Consider the following 24,240-nt stretch of genomic DNA (forward strand, 5'->3'; position numbering starts at 1 on the left):
AACGGACAACGATGTCAAGCCAGTTGGCCTGCGGGCGCCGTCCGAGTGGATGCCTTGCGTGCCCTCGCCGGCCCACGCGCTCTTCCGTGGTACGGGTGGCGCACGTTACTGTCCCTGCGGCTTGTGCGACCTGTGGTGCGCGACCCGTCCGAAGGAGGAGGGGCCGCGTCATGCGTTTCCGTCCCATGTCCCTGATGCTCGCCGCCGCGCTCGCGCTCGGCGGCGCCACCCCCGCCCTGGCGGCCACCACCGCCCCACCGCAACTCGTCAAGGACCCCAGCGCCTATGTCGATCCGCTGATCGGCACCAAGAACGGCGGCAATGTCTTCCCGGGCGCCGTCGTGCCCTTCGGCATGCTCTCCTGGAGCCCGGAGAACACCAGAGGCAGCGCGACGAGCACGGCCGCACCAGGCGGCTACCAGTACGACGCCACCCGCATCCGCGGCTTCAGCCTCACCCACATGTCCGGCACGGGCTGCGCGGGCGGCAGCGGCGACATCCCGTTCTACCCGTACGCCGGTGAGGTCACCTCGTCCCCGGCGAGCGACACCAAGGACGCCGTCTACGCCTCCGACTTCAGCCACACCGACGAGACCGCCGAGCCCGGCCACTACAAGGTGGGCCTCGCCTCCGGCGTCACCGCCGACCTCACGGCGACGGCCCGCACCGGCTCCGGCCGCTTCACCTACCCCGCCGACAAGCCGGCCTCGCTGCTGATCCGCACCGCCAACTCCGAGGTGGGGTCCGCCGATTCGGCGGTCACCATCGACCCGAAGACCAACACCGTCTCCGGCTCGGTCACCTCCGGCAACTTCTGCGGCTACCTCGACCCCGAGGGTCAACGCGCCTACTACACCCTGTACTTCACCGCCACCTTCGACCGCGCCTTCAAGACCACCGGCACCTGGCAGGACGACAGGCTCACCCCGGGTTCGACGAACGCCACCGGCGGCACGGGCGGCTTCACCACCGGCGGCCGTCCCGTCGCGGGCAAGGGCGCGGGCGGCTACGTCGAGTTCGAGCCCGGCAGTGGCCCGGTCGGCGTCAAGGTCGGTATCTCGTACGTCAGTCAGGCCGGCGCCAAGGCCAACCTCGCGGCGGAGAACCCGCCGAAGCGGTCCTTCGACGGCGTCGAGGACGCGGCCCACCGCGCCTGGCGCGACCAGCTCGGCGCGATCAAGGTGGGCGGCGGCACCGACCCCGAGCGCACCACCTTCTACACCGCGCTCTACCACTCGCTCCTGCACCCGAACGTCATCAGCGACGCCGACCGCAGATACACGGGCAGCGACGGCAAGGTGCACAAGGTCGGCCGGGGGCATCAAGCGCAGTACGGCACCTTCTCCGGCTGGGACATCTACCGGTCGCAGGTCCAACTGCTCACCCTCCTCAGCCCCCGCACGGGCTCGGACATCGCCCAGTCCCTCTACGAACTCGCCCAGCAGAACGGGGGAGTCTGGGACCGCTGGCTGCACGGCGCGAGCGGCACCCACGTCATGAACGGCGACCCCTCACCCACCGCCCTGGCCGGCATCCGCGCCTTCGGCGGCACCGACTTCGACCTCAAGGGAGCCCTCGCCTCCCTCGTCCAGGCGGCCACCGTACCCACCGCACAGGACCTGTCCTCCTCGGGCAAGCCGGTGCTCTCGGTGGGCCAACGCCCGTCCCTGGACAAGTACTTGAACCTGCACTACATGCCGTCCGTCTCCAACGCCTGGGGCGGCGCCGCCGAAACCCTGGAGATGTCCACGGCGGACTTCGCGCTCTCCCAACTCGCCACGGCGGCAGGGAAGAAGAGTACGGCATCCGACTTCGCCAAGCGCGCCCAGTGGTGGCAGAACAACTTCAACATCGCCGCCGACCCCACCGGCGGCTACATCGCCAACCGCAAGGCGGACGGCAGTTGGGTCACCGGCTTCACCCCCGGCACCGGCAACGGCTTCGTGGAGGGCACGGCCGCCCAGTACACCTGGATGGTCCAGCACAACCCGGCCGGCCTCTTCGCGGCGATGGGCGGCACCGACAAGGCCCTCGCCCGCCTCGACTCCTTCTTCCATGAGGCGGACGGCAGTTGGGCCTTCACGGGCAGCGGCGGCGACAAGTCCGAGCTGGACAACGAGCCGTCCGTCAACGTCCCCTACCTCTACGACTACGCGGGCGCGCCCTACAAGACCCAGGAGACGGTCAGGGCGGCCATGAAGCAGCTCTGGTCGACCGACCCGGCCGGCATCCCCGGCAACGACGACCTCGGCGAGATGTCGTCCTGGTACGTCTTCTCCGCCCTCGGCATGTACCCCCAGGTCCCCTCCCGCGCCGAACTCACCCTCGCCTCCCCGCTGTTCGAGCGCATCGAGATCAAGCGCCCGCAGGGCAACGACATCTCCATCCGCGCGAAGGGCGCTGCGACCGACGCCCCGTACATCCAGTCCCTGAAGGTCAACGGCCGTAGCACGCAACAGCCTTGGCTCTCGTCCTCGATCGTCAAGAACGGCGGCACCCTCGACTACACCCTCTCCACCACCCCGAACCGCACCTGGGGCAGCGCCCCTTCGGACGCCCCGCCGTCCTTCCGCACCGGCGAACAGCCGTACCAGATCGGCGTCGGCCCGACCGCCGCGACCCTCGCCCCCGGCGAGAGCACCAAGGTCAACATCAAGGCCCTGTCCTTGAGCGGCGGCACCGGCCCCGAGGTCCGCTACAGCGTCGAGACCCCCGCCGGAGTCACGGCAACTCCCGCGCAGGGCACGGTCGTCGACGGCTCCCAGGACATCACTCTCACCGCCGCCGACGACGTCACACAGGGCTTCCACGACGTGAAGGTCACCGTCACCTCGGGCGACACGTCGTACGAGCAGCCGGTGTCCCTGACCGTGGCCGCGCCCGGCACCCTCCTCGCCGCCTACAACAACACCGGCGTCTCCGACGACACCGGCGAGCACGACGAGGCGGACTACGACGGAGGCGGCTGGAGCTACTCCCTCCAGGCGCTCGCGGCGGCCGGGCTGACCCCGGGCGGCGCGGGCACGGTGGACGGGCTCGGCTTCACCTGGCCCAGCTCGCCCAACGGGCGCCCCGACAATGTCTCGGCGGCCGGTCAGACCGTCCAACTTCCGCAGCCCGCGGCCAACTTGTCGTTCATCGGCAGCGCGGTCAACGGCAACCAGCAGACGAAGGCGACCGTCACCTACACCGACGGCAGCACCGACGCGATCGACCTGTCCTTCACGGACTGGACGGTCGGCGGGGGTGGCGGCACCGTGCAGTACGGCAACGAGGTCGTCGCCAGGACCACGTACCGCAATGTAGCGGGTGCGGACAAGGATCCGGTCGTCACCTATGTGTTCGCCACCAAGCCGTTCGCGGCACCCACGGGCAAGACCATCAAGAGCGTGACACTTCCGGACGACACGGATCTCCATGTGTTCACCCTTGCGGTGAACTGACGTCCACAATGTGTGCCCTCGCCCGTTCTGGTGGCGGGGGCACATCGTCGCGTGCGAGCATCCGCAGATGGTGAAACGGCCGCAGCTGCCCGAGGAGTTCCGGGCCGAAGCCCGTACGGCCTTCGCGTTCCTGGTGGGGGACGAGGGCTTCGCGCCGCCGGAGGACATAGACGGCGGCCTGCGCTATCTGCGCGGGGATCTGATGGTGCGCGTCTGGTTCCTGGGCGGCGCCGAATCGGAGGTTCTGACACGACTGATCCCCCTGGCGCCGGACGGCACCAGGGGGAGCGGGGCGTGGCTGGACGACCTGTACGCGGCCGCCGCGTGCGGTCCGGCCCAGGATGTCCCCGTCTTCGCGTCGACCAGGAGAGGCGTGCTCAGACGGGTTCACCAACACGCGGAGGCGTTGCGGAAACTGCTGCCCCGCCTCCCCGTGTCGTGAGGTGAGCTCAGGCCAGCAGTTCCACTTCCGCGAGCGTCGCGGAACTGTCCAGTACCAGGCGGTAACGCGCGTACGAGCCCGGTGACTTGACCGAGAAGACGCGCGTCTGCTTGTCCCAGGTGAAGGACTCGCCGGAGCGCTTGTCGAGCGTCTTCCACGTGGTGCCGTCGGCAGAGCCCTGCAGGGTCCAGCCGGTCGGTGCCTGCGTGTGGTCCGCAGACGACGTGAGCGTGTACTGGATGCCCTTGGTGGCCTTGGCGATCGGCAGGTCCACCGAGGTCACCGTCGCGCTCGTGGCCGACGTGTTGTCGAACAGGGCGCCGACACCGGCGAGTTGGTCGCTGCGGGGTGTCGGCACCTTGTCGTTCTTGGTGATCGACACCGGCGCCGCGTTCTTGCCGCTGCCCCACGACGAGGGCTTGGAGCCCATGGAGAAGTCCAGCACTCCGCCCTTCTCCAGCAGCGAGTGGGGGAGTGAAGTCTTCGTCCAGTTCTGGCCGTTGACCTTCAGACCCTGCACGTAGATGTTCTTCGTGCTGTTCTTCGGCGCCTTGACGACCAGGTCCTTGCCGTTCTCCAAGTGCACGGTCGCCTTGGTGAACAGCGGGGAGCCGATGGCGTATTCGCCGCTGCCCATCACCAGCGGGTAGAAGCCGAGCGCGGAGAAGAGGTACCAGGCCGACTGCTCGCCGTTGTCCTCGTCACCGTGGTAGCCCTGCCCGATCTCGCTGCCGGTGTACAGCCGCGACAGCACCTCCCGCACGTCCTTCTGCGCCTTCCAGGGCTCACCGGCCGCGTCGTACATGTACGTGACGTGGTGGGCGACCTGGTTGGAGTGGCCGTACTGGCCCATGCGGACGTCCCGTGCCTCCGTCATCTCGTGGATGACACCGCCGTAGGAACCGGCGTTGGTGGGTGAAGCGGTCTCCGGGGTGCTGAAGTACTGGTCGAGCTTGTCGCCGAGGGCCTGCTGGCCGCCGTAGAGGTTGGCGAGGCCGCGGCTGTCCTGCGGGGCGGTGAAGGCGTAGCCCCAGCCGTCGGTCTCCGTGTAGTCGTAGCCCCAGATCTTCGGGTCGTAACTCGCCGAGTCCACCCGCCAGTTGCCCTTGGCGTCCTTGCCCTGGAAGAACCCGGCCTGCTTGTCGAACAGGTTCACATAGTCCTGGGCCCGGTTGAGGAAGTACTCGGACTCCTCCTTGTAGTGCTTCTCGCCGGTCTTCTTGTAGAGGGCCAGACCCATCTGCGCGATGCCGTAGTCGTTGTTGTAGCCCTCCATCGCCCAGGAGAAGCCCTCACCGGTGTCGGTGCTGGTGTAGCCGAGGAAGGGCGAGGTGGTCATGCCCTTGCGGCCCACACCGGACGCGGGCGGGACGACGGTCGCGTTCTTCACGGCCGCGTCGTAGGCCGACTTGGCGTCGAACTTCACGCCCTTGACGTACGCGTCCGCGAACGCCACGTCCGAGGACGTGCCGGTCATCAGGTCCGCGTAGCCGGGCGAGGACCAGCGCGAGGTCCAGCCGCCGTCCTTGTACTGCTGCACGAACCCGTCGACCATCTCACCCGCCTGACTGGGCGTCAGGAACGAGTAGGCCGGCCAGGTCGTCCGATACGTGTCCCAGAAGCCGTTGTTGACGTACACCTTGCCGTCGACGATCTTCGCGCCGGTGTGGGTCGGGGTGTCCTGGCTCGTCATCGGGGAGAACGGCGACGCGTACTGGTACGTCGAACCGACCTTCTCGAAGCCGGAGTTGGGGTACAGGTACAGCCGGTACATGCTGGAGTACAGCGTCGTCAGCTGGTCCGGCGTGGCGCCCTCCACCTCGACCTTGCCGAGCAGCTTGTCCCACACCTTCTGGGCCTGCTTCTTGACCGTGTCGAAGGAGGTGCCGTCCGGGATCTCCTGGCGCAGGTTGTCCTTCGCCTGGTCGACGCTGATCAGCGAGGTGGCCAGGCGCAGGGTGACCGTGTGGTCGGCGCCCGGCTTGAACTTCAGATAGCCCTTGACTCCGCTGGAGGAGCCGTCCGTCACCGGCGCGTCGAACGTGCCGTAGACGAAGAGCCGCGTAGCGCCGGTGGACAGCCCGGACTTGACGTCCGAGTAGCCGGTGACGGTCCCGTTGGTCTTGTCGAGGGTCAGGCCCGCCTGCTCGGTGACGTTGTCGAAGATGACGCTCGCGTCGTCGCCGGGGTAGGTGAAGCGCAGTGAGGCCGCGTGGTCGGTCGGGGCCATCTCGGCCTTGAGACCGTTCTCGAACGTGACGCCGTAGTAGTACGGGCGCGCGGTCTCGTTCTCGTGCTTGAACGCCAACTCCCGTGCCGTGGGAGAGGTGTTGGGGGTGCCCGAGGCTGCCGACGGCATCACCTGGAAGGTCTGCCGGTCGCCCATCCAGGGGCTGGGCTCATGGCTCAGGCTGAGCGCCTGGAGCGTCGGCAGGTTGTCGTCGTTGTTCGCGCGTGCGTAGTCGTAGAGCCAGCTCAGCGACGACGAATTCGTCACCGGGGTCCAGAAGTTGAAGCCGTGTGGCAGCGCCGCGGCGGGGAAGTTGTTGCCGCGCGAGAAGCTGCCGCTGGAGTTGGTGCCCCGAGTCGTCAGCGCGTAGTCGGACAGATGCGCCTTCGGCTTCTCCGGCGCGACCGACTTGAGGCTCACGTCGTCCAGCCAGCCGCGGAACTTCGCCGGCCCGCTGGGGGAGTCGTAGTCCAGCAGGATCCGGTCGACGGTCTTCCCGGCCGCGACCGAACCGATCCGCGAGAGGACGTTGTTCCACTGGTTGACGTAGAGGATCTTCGCCGCGCCCTGCCCCTGCGGAGTCAGCGCGAAGCCGTGCGAGTCCGTCGCGCCGAGATCACTGAGATAGGTGCCGTCCGTGAAGGCCAAGTCGACGGAGACGTTCGTGGCGTCGTAGTCGAGATCGCCGTCGGACATCTGCGGGAAGATCTTGTACGACAGCGCCGTGTCCTTGCCGACCGGCACGTTCACGTCGAAGACCTTGTTGTACGAGTACGCCCGTCCCGTGGCCGTGTGACGGCCCGCGTAGCGCAGTGCGCGCTTCCCGGTGAAGCCGGCGCCCGCCTTGGCGGTGGGGGAGCCGCTGGGGCCCCGGTCGACCAGCGAGAGCATGTCCTCGGGGATGGGCGCGGTGGTCCCGCCCGTCGAGAACTGGACGTCGGCGAGCTGAAGGATGCCGCTCGCGCCGTTGTTCTTCGTGATGTCGAGCCGGAAGTGCTGGTACTCGGCCGGCTCGGCGAGGTCGTACGACTTCGTCTGGAACCGGTCGGCGAAGGACTCGCCGGAGCGGGTGTCCAGGGTCTTCCAGTCCTTGCCGTCCGTCGAGCCCGACAGCGTCCAGTCCTTCGGATCGCGTTCGGCGAAGTCGTTCGCCGAAGTCAGGGCGTACGTCACTATTTTGGCCGGCTTGTCGAGGTCGAACTCGACCCAGCCCGTGGACGCGAACGTCAGCCACTTGGTGCCGGACTCGCCGTCGACGAGGTTCTCCTTCACCTCGCCGCCGCCGGTGTTCTCGGAGCTGGCCCGGACGTCGGTGACATGATCGGTCACATTTCCCGGGATGCCGGTGCTGTAGCCTCCGTCGACACCCGAGGCACGCTTGGTGCCGTCCGGCGCGGTGTCGACCGTGTTCAGCCAGTCCGGTGCCGGATCTCCCGACTCGAACGAGGAGGCGAACTCCCCGCCGGTCGGGGCCTTTGCGGGCAGGGCGACCGTCACCCCCTGCGAACCCACGAGCAAAGCCAGTGCGGCGGTCGACACGACCGCCGTACCCCACCATCTGTGATGCATACGAGGGCATCCTCCCTGCACGCTGGACAACGTTGTCAGATTCGACGCGCAAGCAACAGTAGGGAGTCAAGTGGCCAGGGATGTCAAGGGTGTTGAGTGAGGCATTCGAGGGCAATAACGCGGATTTCTCCGTCATCGAACGCACAGGGCGTTCATATTTCCGCGAGGTCTCACTTCGGAAAAGACCGACAACCTACCCTGCATTCGATCTTGCTCTGTCGGCGGGAAGTGGACTATACCTGTCGCGTTCGACACCGCTCTCACAGCAGCACGCACGAAGTACCTCTGCACGACCAAGCTCGACCTGACCGCGGTGCCGGGGAGGATCCGGTTCACCGCCTGAGTCCTGTTGAAGGCGAGGACTTGAGCATGGGATCCACTTCCGCCGAGAACAACGGTTCCAATGGCGTCGGCCGCCGTGACCTGATCAAGAGGTCGGCCGCACTCGGTCTGATCTCCGTACCCACGATGAGTTTCCTGTCCGCGTGCGCGAGCAGCGACAGCGGCTCGGACAAGAAGGCCACGGCGGGCACGAAGACCGCCAAGAACCCCCTCGCGGTGAACGCCACCGCGCCGATGGAGTTCGTGCTCTTCGACGGCGGTTTCGGAAAGGAGTACGCCGAGGACGCCGTAAAGATCTACGAGAAGGACTTCCCCAAGGCGAAGGTCAAGTTCTCCGCCACGCAGAAGATCCAGTCGACGCTGCAGCCCCGCTTCAACCAGGGCACCCCGCCCGACCTGATCGACAACTCGGGTGCCGAGCAGATGGACATGGGCGTCCTGGCCAGCAAGAAGCAGCTCACCGACCTCACCCCGCTGCTGGACGCCCCCTCCTACGACGACCCGTCGAAGAAGGTCCGCGACACCCTGCGGCCCGGCATCGTCGAGATGGGCCAGCTCGACGGCGACCCGGTCTGGATCATGTACTACGCCTACACGGTGTACGGCGTCTGGTACTCGCAGAAGGCCCTGGACTCGCTCGACGAGAAGTACCCCGAGACCTGGGACCAGATGCTCGCGGTCTGTGCGAAGGCCAAGAAGAAGGGCATGGCGGGCTGGACGTACGCGGGCAAGTACCCGTACTACCTTCCCTTCTCGCTCTACCCGATGATCGGCAAGGTCGGCGGCCGTGAGGTCCTCGACGCGATCGACAACCTGGAGCCGAACGCCTGGAAGCACCCTGCCGTCAAGGCCTGTTTCGAGGCCTACTACGAGCTCTTCAAGAAGGGCTACATCCTCAAGGGCACGCCTGGCATCGACCACATCCAGTCGCAGACCGCGTGGGCCCAGGGCAAGGCGCTGTTCATCCCGAACGGCTCCTGGGTGGAGAACGAGTCGGCCAACGTCATCCCCAAGGACTTCAACCTCGCGGTCTCCGCGCCGACCGGCATCGACAGCTCCGACAAGCTGCCCTTCGGCACCATCTGGGCGTCCGGCGGTGAACCCTTCATCGTCCCGGCCAAGGGGGCGAACGCGGCGGGCGGCATGGAGCAGCTGCGCATCATGCTCAGCGAGGCCTCCTCGAAGAACTTCACCAGCAAGGTGAAGTCGCTGACCGCGTACAACGGCGGCACCACCGGGATCACCCTCACGCCGGGCCTCACGTCCGGTGTGGCGGCGCTGAAGCTGGCCGGTGCCAACGTCTTGAACCCGCGTCTCCAGGACTGGTACGTGCAGTTGCAGAAGGAGCAGATCGGCGTGGCGGGCCTCGGCGAGATGATGGCCGGCCGGGCCACCCCGGCGGAGACCATCAAGAAGATCCAGGGCTACGCCGACGCGACCGCCAAGGACACGTCGATCAAGCACTACAAGCACCAGTGAGGATCCGTCACCAGCGGCGGCGCCCGCCCAGAGAACGGGGTCGGTAGCAATGCAGCACGGCAAGTACCGGTTCATCGTGGGGTTCCTGACGGTTCCCCTCGGGCTGTACGCGCTCTTCGTCGTATGGCCGTTCATCCAGTCCATCTACTATTCGTTCACGGACTGGACGGGGCTGAGCCCGGAATTCAAAATGGTCGGCTTCGACAACTACAAGAGAATGTTCCACGACGAGATCTTCTGGAAGTCGTTGCAGCACAGTCTCTTGTTCGCGTTGGTGCTGCCGCTGGTGACGATCAGTCTGGCGCTGTTCTTCGCATTCATGATCAACGTGGGTGGACGGCGCCGGGCGGGCGGCCCGGTGATCTCGGGCGTCCGCGGCTCCTCCTTCTACAAGATCGTCTATTTCTTCCCGCAGGTTCTGTCGATCGCGATCGTCGCCCTGTTGTTCGCCTTCGCGTACAACCCGGACAGCGGCGCGATCAACTCCCTGCTCCGCGGGATCGGGCTCGACAGCGTCCAGCCGCTGTGGCTCGGTGATCCGAGCCTCGCCCTGTGGTGTGTGATGGCGGTCCTCGTCTGGTCCTCGGTCGGGTTCTTCGTGGTCCTCTTCTCCGCGGGTATGGCGTCCATTCCGGCGGAGTTGTACGAGGCGGCGCTGCTCGACGGCGCCAACCGGATGACCACGTTCTTCCGCCTCACCCTGCCGCTGCTGTGGGACACCGTGATGTCCGGCTGGGTCTACATGGGCATCCTCGCGCTGGGCGCCGAGTCGTTCGCGGTCGTACAGATCATGACGACCGGTCCCGGCGGTCCCGACTACTCGACCACCGTCCTGGTCCTGTACGTGTACCAGAAGGCGTTCCGGGACGGACAGGCCGCCTACGCGACCACCATCGGCGTCGCCCTGCTCGTCGTCACGCTGGCCTTCGCCGCCATTGTGATGCGACTGGGCCGTCGTGAGCGGCTGGAGTTCTGATCACATGAAGACGACCGAGCCCCCCGTGCCAGCCGAGTCCGGTGTCCCCGTCGCCAAGGTCGACACACCGCCCGGAAATTCGCCGAAGCGGAAGAAGAAAGAGGGCAGAGTCCTCAGCGTCTTCTCGCACGGCATGCTCATCCTGTGGGCGTTCATGGTCGTCCTGCCGCTCGTGTGGGCGGTGATGACGTCCTTCAAGAGCGACAGCGCGATCTTCAGCTCGCCCTGGGCACTGCCGGACAAACTGCACTTCGACAACTGGGCGCGGGCCTGGACCGACGCCAACATGAGCGACTACTTCTTCAACACCATTCTGGTGGTGGGTGGTTCACTCATCGGCACGCTGGTGCTCGGTTCGATGGCCGCGTACGTGCTCGCCCGGTTCGACTTCCCGGGCAACCGCTTCATCTACTTCCTGTTCATCGGCGGCATGAGTTTCCCGATCATGCTCGCCCTGGTCCCGCTGTTCTACGTCGTCAACAACATGGGACTGCTGAACACGATCCACGGTCTGATCCTGGTCTACATCGCGTACTCGCTGCCGTTCACGGTCTTCTTCCTGACCGCGTTCTTCCGCACGCTGCCCACCTCGGTGGCGGAGGCGGCGTTCGTGGACGGGGCCTCGCACACCCGGACGTTCTTCCAGATCATGCTGCCGATGGCCAAGCCGGGCCTGATCAGCGTGGGGATCTTCAACTTCCTGGGCCAGTGGAACCAGTACATGCTGCCGACGGTCCTGAACACCGACCCGGACAAGCGGGTCCTCACCCAGGGCCTGGTGCAGCTCGCCGCCAGCCAGGGCTACAAGGGCGACTGGTCCGGGCTCTTCGCCGGTCTGGTGATGGCCATGCTGCCGGTGCTCGCCGCCTACATCGTCTTCCAGCGTCAGGTGGTACAGGGCCTCACCGCGGGGGCGCTCAAGTAGCGACCCGCCCCTGAATCGTGTGTGCCGCTCCGGGCCTCCGGAGCGGCCTGCACGCATGTGTGCAAGTACCCGGATGCGGTTCAACCTCTTGACGGGAGGCGACCCGAACAGCTCAGCTTAGAGTTCACTAGTTGGACATAGACGGGGCCTCATCGATGCGGTCCCGCGCGCAGGAGGTCGTCGTGGAGACTCCGGGGTCGCAGTCGTCACTGCACCGAGCCAATCTCGAACGGGTCGTGCGAGCGGTGCGGTTGGCCGGGTCGCTGACGCAGGCGGAGATCGCGAGGACGACGGGCCTGTCGGCCGCGACGGTCTCCAACATCGTGCGCGAACTCAAGGACGGCGGAACGGTCGAGGTCACGCCCACCTCGGCGGGCGGCCGCAGGGCCCGCAGCGTCTCGCTGAGCGGGGACGCCGGCATCGTCATCGGCGTCGACTTCGGGCACACGCATTTGCGCGTCGCGGTCGGGAATCTCGCCCACCAGGTGCTGGCCGAGGAGTCCGAGCCCGTCGATGTGGACGCCTCCTCGACGCAGGGGTTCGACCGGGCGGAAGAGCTGGTCAACCGGCTGATCACGGCGACCGGAGTGGACCGCTCCAAGATCGCCGGGGTGGGCCTCGGCGTGCCCGGCCCGATCGACGTGGAGTCGGGCACCCTGGGCTCCACCGCGATCCTCCCGGGCTGGACCGGCACCAGACCCGCGGAGGAGCTGGGCAGCCGTTTGGGCGTACCGGTGCACGTGGACAACGACGCGAACCTCGGCGCCCTCGGTGAGCTGGTCTGGGGCAGTGGGCGGGGCGTCAGGGACCTGGCGTACATCAAGGTCGCGAGCGGGGTCGGCGCCGGACTGGTCATCAACGGCAAGATCTACCGGGGCCCGGGTGGCACAGCGGGAGAAATCGGGCATATTACTCTTGATGAGTCCGGCCCTGTCTGCCGCTGCGGAAACCGGGGCTGCCTGGAGACCTTCACGGCGGCGCGCTATGTGCTGCCGCTCCTCCAGTCCAGTCACGGGACCGACCTGACCATGGAGGGAGTCGTGCGGCTGGCGCGGGACGGGGACCCTGGTTGTCGTCGGGTGATCGCCGACGTCGGCCGCCACATCGGCAGTGGAGTCGCCAATCTCTGCAATTTGCTGAACCCGAGCAGGGTGGTCCTCGGTGGCGATCTCGCCGAGGCCGGTGAGCTGGTGCTCGGGCCGATCAGGGAGTCTGTCGGCCGCTACGCGATCCCCAGTGCGGCGCGTCAACTTTCCGTTCTCCCGGGGGCACTTGGAGGCCGTGCGGAAGTGCTCGGAGCGCTCGCTCTCGCACTCAGCGAGATGGGCGATTCGACCCTTTTGGACGGGTCGCTGACCGCAGCGACACCTGTCTTCACTTAGAGAACGCACGACGCCGTTGCCATCTCGTTAAGTATTTACTTCTTGACGCCGAACGCGCGGCCGAGTTGACTTCCAGCCACCTCGGCCGCAACGACGCGGCCTCGTCAGGGAGGTTTCAAAGTGAACACGCGCATGCGTCGTGCCGCCGTTGCAGTGATCGCCACCACGATGGCCGTTTCGATGGCCGCCTGTGGCAAGGCGGGCGACGACAAGAAGTCCGACAGCAGCTCCAGCTCCGCGGGCGGCACCACCGCCAAGATCGGTCTGCTCCTGCCCGACAGCGTCACCACTCGGTACGAGAAGTTCGACAAGCCGTACTTCGAGGCGAAGGTGAAGGAGCTCTGCTCCGGCTGCACCGTCGAGTACAACAACGCGAACGCCAGCGCGGCCACCCAGGCCCAGCAGGTCAGCAGCATGATCACCAAGGGCGTCAAGGTGATCGTGGTCAGCGCGCAGGACTCCGCCGCGATCAAGTCCTCGATCCAGCAGGCCGTGGACAAGGGCATCAAGGTCGTCGCGTACGACCGGCTGGCCCAGGGCCCGGTCTCCGCGTACGTCTCCTTCGACAACGTCCAGGTCGGCAAGCTCCAGGGCGAGGCGCTCCTCACCTCGCTGGGCTCGAAGGCCACCAAGTCGTCCAAGATCGTCATGATCAACGGTGACGACGCCGACCCGAACGCCGCGCAGTTCAAGAAGGGCGCCCACGAGGCCCTCGACGGCAAGGTCGACATCGCCTACGAGCAGTCCGGCCTCTGGAAGGACAGCGTCGCGGGGCAGAAGATGTCCGCGGCCATCACCCAGCTCGGTGCCAAGAACATCGCGGGCGTCTACTCCGCCAACGACGGCATGGCCGGCGGCATCGCCACCGTCCTCAAGGGCGCCAAGATCGGCAGCATCCCGCTGACGGGTCAGGACGCGGAGCTCGCCGGTATCCAGCGCATCGTCGCCGGTACCCAGTCCAGCACCGTCTACAAGGCCTTCAAGCCGGAGGCCGAGGCGGCCGCCACGCTCGCCGTCGACCTGGCGCAGAACAAGAGCATCTCCTCGCTCGCCACCACGACCCAGACCAGCGGCTCCGGCAACAAGGTGCCCTCGCAGCTGCTGACCCCGGTGTCGGTCACCAAGGCCAACATCAAGGACACGGTCATCAAGGACGGTCTCTACACCGTCGCGCAGATCTGCACCGCCGACTACGCCGCGGCGTGCAAGGCGGCCGGTCTCCAGTAATCACCGCCCAGCGGTGACAGACCCCCTTCGGCGTCCGCCCCACCTTCCAACCCCGCTGTGGGGCGGGCGCCGATCGGAACCCGTGCGGACGCAGCCGTTGCCAACTGGCACCGGCCGCGCGCATGTTCATCTTGTAAATCTGTGCCTAGGCACAACCCTCCGCGGCTTTTGACAAGCGCGGCATCCCCGCCGGTCAGGCGGCGAAGGAGATGGTCAACGTGTCCGCTACGCCCGTGCTGGCGTTGCGCGGAGTCTCCAAGCGATTCGGTGCGGTGCAGGCCCTCACCGAAGTAGAGCTGGAGGTCCACGCCGGAGAAGTCGTCGCACTGGTCGGCGACAACGGCGCAGGAAAGTCCACCCTGGTGAAGACCATCGCCGGGGTGCATCCCATCGATGAGGGAGTCATCGAGTGGGAGGGCAACCCGGTCAGCATCAACAAGCCGCACGACGCCCAGGGACTCGGCGTCGCGACGGTCTACCAGGACCTCGCGCTGTGCGACAACCTCGATGTCGTCGGCAACCTCTACCTCGGACGTGAGCTGCTGCGCCACGGGGTCATCGACGAGGTCACGATGGAGAAGAACTCCCGTGAGCTGCTGAGCACGCTCTCCATCCGCATCCCGAGCGTGCGCATCCCGATCGCCAGCCTCTCCGGTGGTCAGCGACAGGTCGTCGCCATCGCCCGCGCGCTGATCGGTGACCCCAAGGTCGTCATCCTCGACGAGCCCACCGCCGCCCTGGGTGTCGAGCAGACCGCACAGGTCCTCGACCTGGTCGAGCGGCTGCGCGAGCGCAACCTCGGCGTCATCCTCATCAGCCACAACATGGCCGACGTCAAGGCGGTCGCCGACACCGTCAACGTGCTGCGCCTGGGCAAGAACAACGGCTCCTTCCCGGTGAAGGACACCAGTCAGGAAACGATCATCGCCGCGATCACCGGTGCCACGGACAACGCCGTGACCCGTCGTGCGGTGCGCAGCACGGAGGCGGCAAAGTGAGCGACACGTCAGACACCGTGAAGAAGGACGCGGTGGCCACGGCCAACGCCGCGCCCGCGGAGGACCCCACGGCGGCGGCCGCGTCCGCCACCGTCGTCGACCCGCGTCTGCTGGTCCGCGAAGAGGGCTACAAGGGCTACATCACCGAGTTCAAGCGCAAGGTCAAGGGCGGTGAACTCGGCTCGCTGCCGGTCGTCGCCGGCCTGATCGTCATCGGCATCATCTTCCAGGCGCAGAACAGCCGGTTCCTGAGCGCGGACAACCTGTCCAACATCAGCTACTACCTGTCGGCCACCGGCATGCTCGCCATCGGCCTGGTCTTCGTGCTGCTGCTCGGCGAGATCGACCTGTCCGTCGGCTCGGTCAGCGGTCTGGCGTCCACCCTGTTCGCCGTCTTCGTGGTCAACCACGGGATGAACGGCTGGCTGGCGCTGGTCCTGACGATCATCACGGGTATCGGAATCGGCGCGCTGCACGGCTTCTTCTTCGCGAGGATCGGCGTACCGGCGTTCGTCGTCACACTCGCCGGCTTCCTAGGCTGGAACGGTCTGATGCTGTGGCTGCTCGGTTCGAGCGGCACCATCAACATCCCGGACCAGGGTCCGGTGCACCTGCTCGGCCAGGGCTCCTTCTTCATGGACCAGTCGATCGCCGGTGCCTACATCCTGGCCGCGCTCGGCGTCGCCTCCCTGGCCTACGGCTCGCTCGTCGAGCAGCGTCGCCGCAAGGCCGCCGGGGTGCCGTTCCGGCCCACCAGCGAGATCGGGCTGCGGGTCGGTCTGCTCGCCGTGGCCGCGTTCGTCACCGCGTACGTGCTGAACTCCTCGGCCGGTGTCTCCAACTCCCTGGTGATCTTCCTCGCGTCCCTGGTGATCGTGGACTTCGTCCTCCGTCGTACCCCGTACGGCCGTAAGGTCTTCGCGGTCGGCGGTGGCATCGAGGCCGCGCGTCGTGCCGGTATCAACGTGTCCATGATCCGGATCACCGTGTTCGCCATCTCCGGCGGCTTCGCGGCGGTCGGCGGTATGTTCTTCGCCGGTCAGACCCAGAGCGCCACGCTCAACGCCGGCGGCGGCAACACCCTGATGCTGGCCATCGCGGCCGCGGTCATCGGCGGTACGAGCCTCTTCGGCGGTCGCGGCACCGTCTGGTCCGCCCTCCTGGGCATGCTCGTCATCCAGTCGATCCAGACCGGCCTCGACCTGCTCAACATGAACACGTCGATCCAGTACATGATCACCGGCGGCGTTCTGCTCGGCGCGGTCGTCATCGACTCGGTGTCCCGCAAGAGCCAGAAGGCGTCCGGTCGCGGCTGACCCGCCCCTTCGCGCAGACTGTGCCCGGTACCGAACACGGTGCCGGGCACAGTCATGTCGTAGGAAAGGCTGTTCGTGGGTACAGCCGATCGCGTGACGTATGACGCAGAGCCCGGGCGCCGTCCGCAAAGGCGGAACATTAGACTCGACAAGCCCGGCAACAGCTCGATCAGCTCTACTCGCAAGGAGGCACGGGTGCCGCTGCTGACCCGCATCAGGGGACCGCGCGATCTGGACCGGCTCAGCCTGGAGCAGCTGGACCAGCTGGCCGGGGAGATCCGGACCTTCCTCGTCGACGCCGTCTCCAAGACCGGCGGCCACCTCGGCCCGAACCTCGGTGTGGTCGAGCTGACCATCGCCCTGCACCGCGTCTTCGAGTCGCCGAAGGACCGGGTGCTGTTCGACACCGGCCACCAGTCCTACGTCCACAAGCTGCTCACCGGCCGCCAGGACTTCTCGAAGCTGAAGATGAAGGGCGGCCTCTCCGGCTACCCCTCGCAGGCCGAGTCCGAGCACGACGTCATCGAGAACTCGCACGCCTCGACGGTCCTCGGCTGGGCCGACGGCCTCGCCAAGGCCAACCAGGTCCTCAAACGCGACGACCACGTGGTCGCGGTGATCGGTGACGGCGCGCTGACCGGCGGTATGGCCTGGGAGGCGCTGAACAACATCGCCGACGCCAAGGACCGCCCGCTCGTCATCGTCGTCAACGACAACGAGCGCTCCTACGCACCGACCATCGGCGGCCTCGCGAACCACCTGGCGACCCTGCGGACCACCGACGGCTACGAGCGCTTCCTGGCCCGCGGCAAGGACCTCCTGGAGCGCACTCCGGTCGTCGGCAAGCCCCTCTACGAGACGCTGCACGGCGCGAAGAAGGGCCTGAAGGACTTCATCGCCCCGCAGGGCATGTTCGAGGACCTCGGTCTGAAGTACGTCGGCCCGGTCGACGGCCACGACATCGACGCCCTGGAGTCCGCGCTCGCCCGCGCCAAGCGCTTCGGCGGGCCCGTCATCGTGCACTGCCTCACCGAGAAGGGCCGCGGCTACCAGCCCGCCCTCCAGGACGAGGCCGACCGCTTCCACGGCATCAGCCCCATCCACCCCGACACCGGCCTGCCCATCAAGGCCTCCGGCGCCGACTGGACCTCCGTCTTCGGCGACGAGATGGTCGCCCTGGGCCAGGAGCGCGAGGACATCGTCGCGATCACCGCCGCGATGCTCCAGCCCGTCGGCCTGAAGAAGTTCGCCGACGCCTTCCCGGACCGCATCTACGACGTCGGCATCGCCGAGCAGCACGCAGCCGTCTCCGCGGCCGGCCTCGCCACCGGGGGACTGCACCCCGTCTTCGCCGTCTACGCCACCTTCCTCAACCGCGCCTTCGACCAGGTGCTGATGGACGTGGCCCTGCACAAGTGCGGGGTGACCTTCGTCCTGGACCGGGCCGGCGTCACCGGCACCGACGGCGCCTCCCACAACGGCATGTGGGACATGTCGATCCTCCAGGTCGTCCCGGGCCTCCGGCTCGCCGCACCCCGCGACGCCGACCAGGTCCGCGCCCAGCTGCGCGAGGCCGTCCAGGTCGAGGACGCGCCGACGGTCGTCCGCTTCTCCAAGGGCGCGGTCGGACCCGCCGTACCCGCCGTGGGCCGGATCGGCGGCATGGACGTGCTGCGCGCGCCCGGCACCGACGCACCGGACGTCCTGCTGGTCTCGGTCGGCGCCCTGGCGCCCATGTGCCTGGAGATCGCCGCCCTGCTCGACAAGCAGGGCATCACCACCACCGTCGTCGACCCGCGCTGGGTCAAGCCCGTCGACGAGGCCATGGCCCCGCTCGCGGAGCAGCACCGGGTGGTCGTCACCGTCGAGGACAACTCCCGTGTCGGCGGCGTCGGTTCGTCGATCGCGCAGGCGTTGCGCGACGCGGGCGTGGATGTTCCGCTGCGCGACTTCGGCATCCCGCCGCGCTTCCTCGACCACGCCTCCCGCGCCGAGGTGATGACGGAGATCGGCCTCACCGCGCCGGACATCGCCCGCCAGGTCACCGGCCTGGTCTCGAAGCTGGACGGCCGCTTCGACCGCCCCACCGCGGAGGTCGACTCGGTGGAGCCCGCACGCGACTGAGGCACGGTCAACGCCGCTGAACGGGCCGCTTCCACCACCCTTTGCAGTGGTGAAAGCGGCCCATTCGCGTGAATCCCCTCGCGCCGGGGCATACGCACTACGCCCCCTCTCGATCATGTCGAGGACGCCAAGCGTGGGAGGTACACCCGTGAGCAGCACACTCTTCCGGACGAAGAGAGTCGAACAGTCCATCAAGGACACCGAGGAACCGGAGCACGCGCTCAGAAAGTCTCTCTCGGCCCTGGATCTGACCGTGTTCGGCGTCGGCGTCGTCATCGGCACCGGTATCTTCGTCCTCACCGGCACGGCCGCCAAGAACACCGCCGGTCCAGCGGTCGCCCTGTCCTTCGTCGTGGCCGGCGTCGTCTGTGCCCTCGCGGCGCTCTGCTACGCCGAGTTCGCGTCCACGGTCCCGGTCGCGGGCTCCGCGTACACCTTCTCGTACGCCTCGCTCGGCGAACTCCCCGCCTGGACCATCGGCTGGGACCTGGTCCTCGAACTCGCCCTCGGCACGGCGGTGGTGGCCGTCGGCTGGTCCGGCTACATCCACTCGCTGCTGGACAACGCGGGCTGGCACCTGCCCGAGGCGCTCAGCGGCCGGGACGGCGCCCACGGCTTCGGCTTCGACATCCTCGCCGCCGCGCTCGTGCTCGTCCTCACCGCGATCCTCGTCCTCGGCATGAAGCTCTCCGCGCGGGTCACCTCCGTCGTCGTCGCCATCAAGGTCGCCGTCGTGCTCGTGGTGATCGTCGCCGGCGCCTTCTTCATCAAGGGCGACAACTACAAGCCCTTCATCCCCAAGGCACAGTCGGTGGAGGCGGGCGGAAACCTCAAAGCCCCGCTGATCCAGCTGATGTTCGGCTGGGCGCCCTCCAACTTCGGCGTCATGGGCATCTTCACCGCCGCGTCCGTGGTCTTCTTCGCCTTCATCGGCTTCGACGTCGTCGCCACCGCCGCCGAGGAGACCCGCAACCCGAAGCGCGACGTGCCGCGCGGCATCCTCGGCTCGCTGGTCATCTGCACCACGCTCTACGTCGCCGTCGCGGTCGTCGTGACCGGCATGCAGAAGTACAGCTCACTGTCGATCGACGCCCCGCTCGCCGACGCGTTCAAGGCCACCGGCCACCCGTGGTTCGCGGGCCTGATCAGCTTCGGCGCCGCGATCGGCCTGACGACGGTGTGCATGATCCTGCTGCTGGGCCAGGCCCGCGTCTTCTTCGCGATGAGCCGCGACGGCCTGCTGCCCCGCTTCTTCTCGCACGTCCACCCGCGCTTCCGCACCCCGTACCGCCCGACCATCCTCCTCGGCGTGATCATCGCGATCGTCTCGGGCTTCACGAGCCTCAGCGAACTCGCCGAACTGGTCAACATCGGCACGCTGTTCGCGTTCATCGTGGTCGCGATCGGCGTGGTCATCCTCAGGAACAAGCGCCCGGACCTGCCCCGCGCCTTCCGCACCCCCCTGGTCCCGGCCCTCCCGATCGTCTCGGTCCTGGCCTCCCTCTGGCTGATGCTCAACCTCCCCGCCGAGACCTGGCTCCGCTTCGCCATCTGGATGGCGATCGGCTTCGCCGTGTACTTCTTCTACGGCCGCACACACAGCCGCCTGGGCCTGCAACAGGCGGCGGAGGCGCGCGAGTCGACGGCACCGCCGAGCGGAAACGCGTCGTAGTTCCTTCGCGATCAACCCAGTTGGTTGTCCGGCCCGTAAGCCCCGCTCGCTGGAGGGGACTTGCGGGGCCGTATCGCGTGCCGGCCGTCGGGATCGTAAGTTCCGCTCGGTGGAGGGGGTTTGCGGGCCTCGTCGCATGCGGGTCAGCCCCGTACGCTGCGCGGCCCGGTGACCTCCGCGCCCAACTCCGTGACCCTGCGCCGCAGTTCGCGGTCCGCGGTGACCACCAGGCAGGGGCGGCCGTGGGCCTCGGCGACCAGTTCGACCATGCGGTCGTCGCCGCTGCCGGGTGCCGAGTCCACCCGTACGCCCGGGACGGACGCCACGCCACGGGCCGCGCCCTCCACGACGAGGACGAGTGCCACGGGGTCCGTGCGGCCCGGCAGACCGTCGCTCGCGAGCCGGTCGCGGAGGCGCTCGGCGGCACCCTTGCGGTCGCGCCACCAGCCGTCGGGCACCGAGCCCACGACGTTCGCGCCGTCGACGATCACCAGCAGGGGAGTGTCCTCGTCCATGGGGCAAGGGTCGCACGCGGGCCGGGGGCGCCCCGCGCGGCAGCGGCCGCCCCAATTACAGTGAACCGGTGAACGGCGACTGGCTCATGCGCGGCCGTGACGGCCGGCTCAGTGTGTATCTGCCCTCGGGCGACGCCGTCCTGTGCCGGGCGGAACGCGGCCCCGGCGGCCTCTGGAGCGACCCGCGCAAGGTCGGCGGCGACCAGAAGCTGCACCCGGGGCTGCTCGCCGTCGGACAGGGCGCGGACGGCTACGCCCACCTGGTGTCCTGGCGCCCCACGCGGCCCGGCGAGTCCGGGCTGGTCCACTCCACGCACTTCCGGCCCAGGCTCGCGGCCCTCGACTGGTATCCGATCGGCCACCCGAACAGGACGGGCGACCGCACCGGCGTACCGGCGGTCGCGGTCGACGCGGAGGGCCGCGCCCATGTCTTCGTGCGCAACGCGGCGGGCGGCGCGAGCATGCTGGCCCAGAAGGAGAAGGGCGGCTGGGGACCGTGGCGCGACCTCAAGGGGAGCGACGTTCATGAGGACCTGGCGGCGGTGACGGGGGAGTCCGGCACGGTCGAGCTGTACGCGGCGGTACCCGGCGCGATCCTGCACTGGCGCCAGGAGGAGACGGGTGAACAGCCGGTGTTGGAGGAGGCGATGGAGTCCGGCATCCGCCCCGGCACACTCCGCGCCCTGGCCACCTCGCCGGAGCACACCACCCTCTTCTACACGGACGACTCCGGCGACCTCTGCGTCTGGCGCCCCGGCACCAAGCCGCTCGCCCTCCTCCCCTCGGCAGGACCCGGCCCGGTCTCCGCGATCCGCTGCGAACTCGACGGCCACGACTGCACGTTGCTCGCGCAACGCTCGGCCAGCGGCCGGGTCGCCTTCGCCGCGTACCCCACGGAGCAGGAGTCGGCGGGCGCCTGGTGGACCGAGTCGGGCCCCCAACTCCCCGCGGACGCCGAGGTCTCCCTCACCCTGGACGAGGACGACCGGGTCGCCGCCGCCACGGTGTCCCCGTCCGACGGCCGGCTCCTGCTCACGCGGCGGAAGGACGAGGAAGGGCTGGCGCTGGGGGCCTGGCGGGAGGTCTGATCACCGGGGAACGGCTCCGCACCGGAGCCCGGGCACCTGCCCGCGGGCAACATATGATGACCGGTGTTTCAGCCAATCCGTACGCATGACGCGTCGGCATCAGGGGAGTGCGGCAGGCCATGCGGAAGAAGTCGTCAGGTCCCGTCGGCACCGTCCCTCCGGACGCGGCGGGCGCGCGGACCCCGGGACCGGCCGCGTCCGGTGCCGCCCACGGCGACTGGCTGACCCTCGGCAGGGACGACCGGCTCAGCCTCTACGCACCGACCGAGGGCGGCCTGCTGCGCTGGACCGAGACCACCGTGGGCGGAGCCGACTGGAACGGACCCCATCTCGTGCCCGGGGCCGGGCTGACCCACCTGACGGTGGTCCAGGGCGACGACTCCTACGTCCACTTCCTCGGCCGCCGGGAGCGCGTCGGCGCCGACGGGGCTCGCCGGGTGGACGTCGTGCACGCGATCCAGTACCAGACGGGGCTCGCCTTCACGGACTGGCGCTCACTGGGCAACCCGCACCCCGACCGGGAGCAGGGGCTGCTGCTGGGCCCGCCGGTGGGCGCGGTCGCGTCGGACGGCAGTGTGCATGTCTTCGCCCGGGGCGCGCACGGCGGTCTGGTGCTGCGCCGTGAGGCACCGAACGGCAAGTGGCGGGCCTGGGAGAACCTGCAGGGCGTCGGTCTCAGCCCGTGGCCCGCGCCGGTGGCCCTCGCCGGAGGGCGGATCGAGGTGTGCGTCGACGCCGAGACCGGGGTGTTCGTGTGGCGCCAACTCGAAGCAGGCGGTGACTTCACGGGCCCGCGGGGCTTCGCGCTGCGTCCCGCGCCGGGCACCGTCGCCGCGTTGGAGACCGGCCCGGAGCAGGCCACCTTCTTCTGGACCGACGCCGACAGCGGCGCCGCGGTCTCCTGGCGGGCGGGCGGCTGGCCGACGCCGCTGGGCGGCTCCCCGGCGCAGCGGCCGTACGCGACGCTGCGTACGACCCTGGACGGCTACGACTGCCTCGTCCTCGCCTACCGGGACCCCGACGGACACGCGGTGTTCGGCGTGGGCGGTGTCGGGGACGAGGGCAACGGCCTGTGGTGGTACGCGCTGACCGAGCCCTGCGAGGGCTCGCCGGCGCTGGCCAGGGACGGCCGCGGACGGGTGGTCATGGCGCTGATCGACCCCGAGGGCAGGCCGAGAGTGGCCCGGCAGGAGCCGGGCACGGGGCTGAGCCTGGGCCCCTGGTCCGAACTCTGACCCGTCCGCGCCGTACAGATCTCGCGCGGGCGGCTCAGCCGCCCGTCGCCGGTGACTTCTTCGCCGACTCGGGGATGGTCGAGTCGCTGCGGACCGCCTTCCAGAGTGTGCTCGCCTGCGGCTCGGCGGCCACCACCCGGTTCGGGTCGACCTTGTCGTACGCCACCGGGAGCATGATCGTCTCCATGGTGGACGGGTTGACGCCGTTCAGGCTGCGGCCGAACTCCGCGAGCTTGGTGAGCGAGGCGAGTTCGGAGTCGGTGGTCAGCGCGGCGGTGAGCTCGTCGGCGATCTTGTAGGCCTTGACCGGACTGCCCAGCAGGTCCTGCTTCTGGATCTCGGTGAGCAGCGCGAGCATGAACTGCTGCTGGAGACCTATCCGGCCGAGGTCGCTGCCGTCGCCGATGCCGTGCCGGGTGCGGACGAACTGCAGGGACTGGGTGCCGTTGAGCTTGTGGGTGCCCTTGGTCAGGTCCAGGCCGCTGGAGGTGTCGTGGATGTCCTGGTCGACGGTGATGGTCACGCCGCCGATCGCGTCCACCAGGTTCTTGAAGCCGGCGAAGTCGACCTCGACGTAGTGGTCCATGCGGACCCCGGACATCTGCTCCACCGTCTTCACCACACAGGCCGGACCGACCTGGGAGTAGATGGAGTTGAACATCACGCGCTTCGCCGACGCGACCGAGGAGCCGTTTGATTTTGTGCACTTCGGGCGGGTCACCAGGGTGTCGCGCGGGATGCTCACCGCCACCGCTTTCTTACGTCCCTCTGGTATGTGCATCACCAGCGCGGTGTCCGATCGGGCGCCGGAGACATTGCCCGTGTTCAGCTTCGCGTTGGCGCCGGCGCGGGAGTCGGAGCCCAGTATCAGGACGTTCTGGCCCGAGGTCGGCAGCTTCTCCGGACGGTCGTCACCGATCGCCTTGTCGATGTCGACGCCCTTGATGTTGCCGTCGATTCCGCTGTAGAGCCAGTAGGCCGTACCGCCCGCCGCCAGCACCAGGACCAGCAACGACACCAGGATGACGCGCCCGCGGCGTCTCTTGCGGGGTGGGGTGGCTCTCCGGCCGCCGGTCGACTTCCGGGCACGCCGGGGCTCGGTCGTGGCGCTGTGTGACATGGGGGTGCGGTTCCTCTCCTCACGGGCTCCGCTTCCGCGGAGGTGCGGGGCCCGGGTAGGGGGGATTCCGGCCCAACTGATACGAGCAGTGCAGTGGCAGAACTATAGGCATCCCCGTGACCCTGCTTTAAGCCGGGATGTACGGATCCTCAGGTAG

General features: G+C 68.2%; 16 protein-coding genes. 13 read left to right on the top strand and 3 right to left on the bottom strand.

Annotated features, from left to right (window positions below):
- The first annotated feature begins 170 nt into the window (after positions 1 to 170).
- A complete protein-coding gene (locus tag SPR02S_RS43260) occupies positions 171 to 3,443 on the top strand; it encodes a GH92 family glycosyl hydrolase (RefSeq protein WP_026151401.1) in 3,273 nt (1,090 codons plus the stop codon).
- Between the two features lie 67 nt (positions 3,444 to 3,510).
- Positions 3,511 to 3,885 carry a hypothetical protein gene (locus SPR02S_RS43265; RefSeq protein ID WP_019063287.1) on the top strand — a complete coding sequence of 125 codons (375 nt, stop codon included), beginning with the start codon at positions 3,511 to 3,513 and terminating at the stop codon, positions 3,883 to 3,885.
- A 7-nt stretch (positions 3,886 to 3,892) separates the two neighbouring features.
- Here the strand turns inward: SPR02S_RS43265 and SPR02S_RS43270 are convergent, their stop codons facing one another.
- On the bottom strand, positions 3,893 to 7,684 hold the full coding sequence (locus SPR02S_RS43270; protein ID WP_019063288.1) for a GH92 family glycosyl hydrolase: 3,792 nt from the start codon (positions 7,682 to 7,684) through the stop codon (positions 3,893 to 3,895).
- 369 nt (positions 7,685 to 8,053) lie between these two features.
- Here SPR02S_RS43270 and ngcE point away from each other — a divergent pair, with 369 nt between their 5' ends.
- The 9 genes from ngcE to SPR02S_RS43315 all read left to right on the top strand — a co-directional run bounded on the left by ngcE (position 8,054) and on the right by SPR02S_RS43315 (position 20,125).
- On the top strand, positions 8,054 to 9,505 hold the full coding sequence (gene ngcE / locus SPR02S_RS43275) for an N-acetylglucosamine/diacetylchitobiose ABC transporter substrate-binding protein (RefSeq protein ID WP_019063289.1): 1,452 nt from the start codon (positions 8,054 to 8,056) through the stop codon (positions 9,503 to 9,505).
- Between the two features lie 49 nt (positions 9,506 to 9,554).
- A complete protein-coding gene (locus SPR02S_RS43280) occupies positions 9,555 to 10,481 on the top strand; it encodes a carbohydrate ABC transporter permease (protein WP_019063290.1) in 927 nt (308 codons plus the stop codon).
- Positions 10,482 to 10,485: 4 nt separating this feature from the next.
- Entirely contained in the window at positions 10,486 to 11,406 is a 921-nt protein-coding gene (locus SPR02S_RS43285) for a carbohydrate ABC transporter permease (RefSeq protein ID WP_019063291.1), read from the top strand.
- A gap of 182 nt (positions 11,407 to 11,588) precedes the next feature.
- On the top strand, positions 11,589 to 12,788 hold the full coding sequence (locus SPR02S_RS43290) for an ROK family transcriptional regulator (RefSeq protein WP_019063292.1): 1,200 nt from the start codon (positions 11,589 to 11,591) through the stop codon (positions 12,786 to 12,788).
- A gap of 132 nt (positions 12,789 to 12,920) precedes the next feature.
- Positions 12,921 to 14,015 (top strand): sugar ABC transporter substrate-binding protein, encoded by a 1,095-nt coding sequence (locus SPR02S_RS43295; protein ID WP_026151402.1) that lies wholly within the window; start codon positions 12,921 to 12,923, stop codon positions 14,013 to 14,015.
- A 209-nt stretch (positions 14,016 to 14,224) separates the two neighbouring features.
- Positions 14,225 to 15,013 (top strand): ATP-binding cassette domain-containing protein, encoded by a 789-nt coding sequence (locus tag SPR02S_RS43300; protein ID WP_019063294.1) that lies wholly within the window; start codon positions 14,225 to 14,227, stop codon positions 15,011 to 15,013.
- A complete protein-coding gene (locus tag SPR02S_RS43305; protein ID WP_019063295.1) occupies positions 15,010 to 16,329 on the top strand; it encodes a sugar ABC transporter permease in 1,320 nt (439 codons plus the stop codon). The genes SPR02S_RS43300 and SPR02S_RS43305 overlap by 4 nt, the downstream gene beginning before the upstream one ends.
- Before the next feature lie 195 nt (positions 16,330 to 16,524).
- Positions 16,525 to 18,453, top strand: a complete 1,929-nt coding sequence (gene dxs / locus SPR02S_RS43310; RefSeq protein ID WP_019063296.1) for a 1-deoxy-D-xylulose-5-phosphate synthase — start codon at positions 16,525 to 16,527, stop codon at positions 18,451 to 18,453.
- Between the two features lie 148 nt (positions 18,454 to 18,601).
- Entirely contained in the window at positions 18,602 to 20,125 is a 1,524-nt protein-coding gene (locus tag SPR02S_RS43315; RefSeq protein WP_019063297.1) for an amino acid permease, read from the top strand.
- A 143-nt stretch (positions 20,126 to 20,268) separates the two neighbouring features.
- On the opposite strand, the gene SPR02S_RS43320 is transcribed toward SPR02S_RS43315, so the two are convergent.
- Positions 20,269 to 20,640 carry a PIN domain-containing protein gene (locus SPR02S_RS43320; protein WP_019063298.1) on the bottom strand — a complete coding sequence of 124 codons (372 nt, stop codon included), beginning with the start codon at positions 20,638 to 20,640 and terminating at the stop codon, positions 20,269 to 20,271.
- Positions 20,641 to 20,708: 68 nt separating this feature from the next.
- On the opposite strand from SPR02S_RS43320, the gene SPR02S_RS43325 reads away from it, so the two are divergent.
- Both SPR02S_RS43325 and SPR02S_RS43330 read left to right on the top strand, forming a co-directional pair.
- Complete coding sequence (locus SPR02S_RS43325) at positions 20,709 to 21,728, top strand: PLL family lectin (RefSeq protein WP_019063299.1); 1,020 nt, start codon at positions 20,709 to 20,711, stop codon at positions 21,726 to 21,728.
- A gap of 119 nt (positions 21,729 to 21,847) precedes the next feature.
- Positions 21,848 to 22,963, top strand: a complete 1,116-nt coding sequence (locus tag SPR02S_RS43330) for a DUF8189 domain-containing protein (protein WP_019063300.1) — start codon at positions 21,848 to 21,850, stop codon at positions 22,961 to 22,963.
- Between the two features lie 34 nt (positions 22,964 to 22,997).
- On the opposite strand, the gene SPR02S_RS43335 is transcribed toward SPR02S_RS43330, so the two are convergent.
- Positions 22,998 to 24,083 carry an LCP family protein gene (locus SPR02S_RS43335; protein WP_019063301.1) on the bottom strand — a complete coding sequence of 362 codons (1,086 nt, stop codon included), beginning with the start codon at positions 24,081 to 24,083 and terminating at the stop codon, positions 22,998 to 23,000.
- Positions 24,084 to 24,240: the final 157 nt, after the last annotated feature.

The sequence above is a fragment of the Streptomyces prunicolor NBRC 13075 genome, from assembly GCF_000367365.1.
In the GTDB taxonomy this organism is placed as follows: Bacteria; Actinomycetota; Actinomycetes; order Streptomycetales; family Streptomycetaceae; genus Streptomyces; species Streptomyces prunicolor.

Excerpts from the sequence above, each read along its gene's own strand:
- SPR02S_RS43260 (WP_026151401.1), top strand. The coding sequence starts at position 171 with ATGCGTTTCCGTCCCATGTCCCTGATGCTCGCCGCCGCGCTCGCGCTC.
- SPR02S_RS43265 (WP_019063287.1), top strand. The coding sequence starts at position 3,511 with ATGGTGAAACGGCCGCAGCTGCCCGAGGAGTTCCGGGCCGAAGCCCGT.
- SPR02S_RS43270 (WP_019063288.1), bottom strand. The coding sequence starts at position 7,684 with ATGCATCACAGATGGTGGGGTACGGCGGTCGTGTCGACCGCCGCACTG.
- ngcE (WP_019063289.1), top strand. The coding sequence starts at position 8,054 with ATGGGATCCACTTCCGCCGAGAACAACGGTTCCAATGGCGTCGGCCGC.
- SPR02S_RS43280 (WP_019063290.1), top strand. The coding sequence starts at position 9,555 with ATGCAGCACGGCAAGTACCGGTTCATCGTGGGGTTCCTGACGGTTCCC.
- SPR02S_RS43285 (WP_019063291.1), top strand. The coding sequence starts at position 10,486 with ATGAAGACGACCGAGCCCCCCGTGCCAGCCGAGTCCGGTGTCCCCGTC.
- SPR02S_RS43295 (WP_026151402.1), top strand. The coding sequence starts at position 12,921 with ATGCGTCGTGCCGCCGTTGCAGTGATCGCCACCACGATGGCCGTTTCG.
- SPR02S_RS43300 (WP_019063294.1), top strand. The coding sequence starts at position 14,225 with ATGGTCAACGTGTCCGCTACGCCCGTGCTGGCGTTGCGCGGAGTCTCC.
- SPR02S_RS43320 (WP_019063298.1), bottom strand. The coding sequence starts at position 20,640 with ATGGACGAGGACACTCCCCTGCTGGTGATCGTCGACGGCGCGAACGTC.
- SPR02S_RS43330 (WP_019063300.1), top strand. The coding sequence starts at position 21,848 with ATGCGGAAGAAGTCGTCAGGTCCCGTCGGCACCGTCCCTCCGGACGCG.
- SPR02S_RS43335 (WP_019063301.1), bottom strand. The coding sequence starts at position 24,083 with ATGTCACACAGCGCCACGACCGAGCCCCGGCGTGCCCGGAAGTCGACC.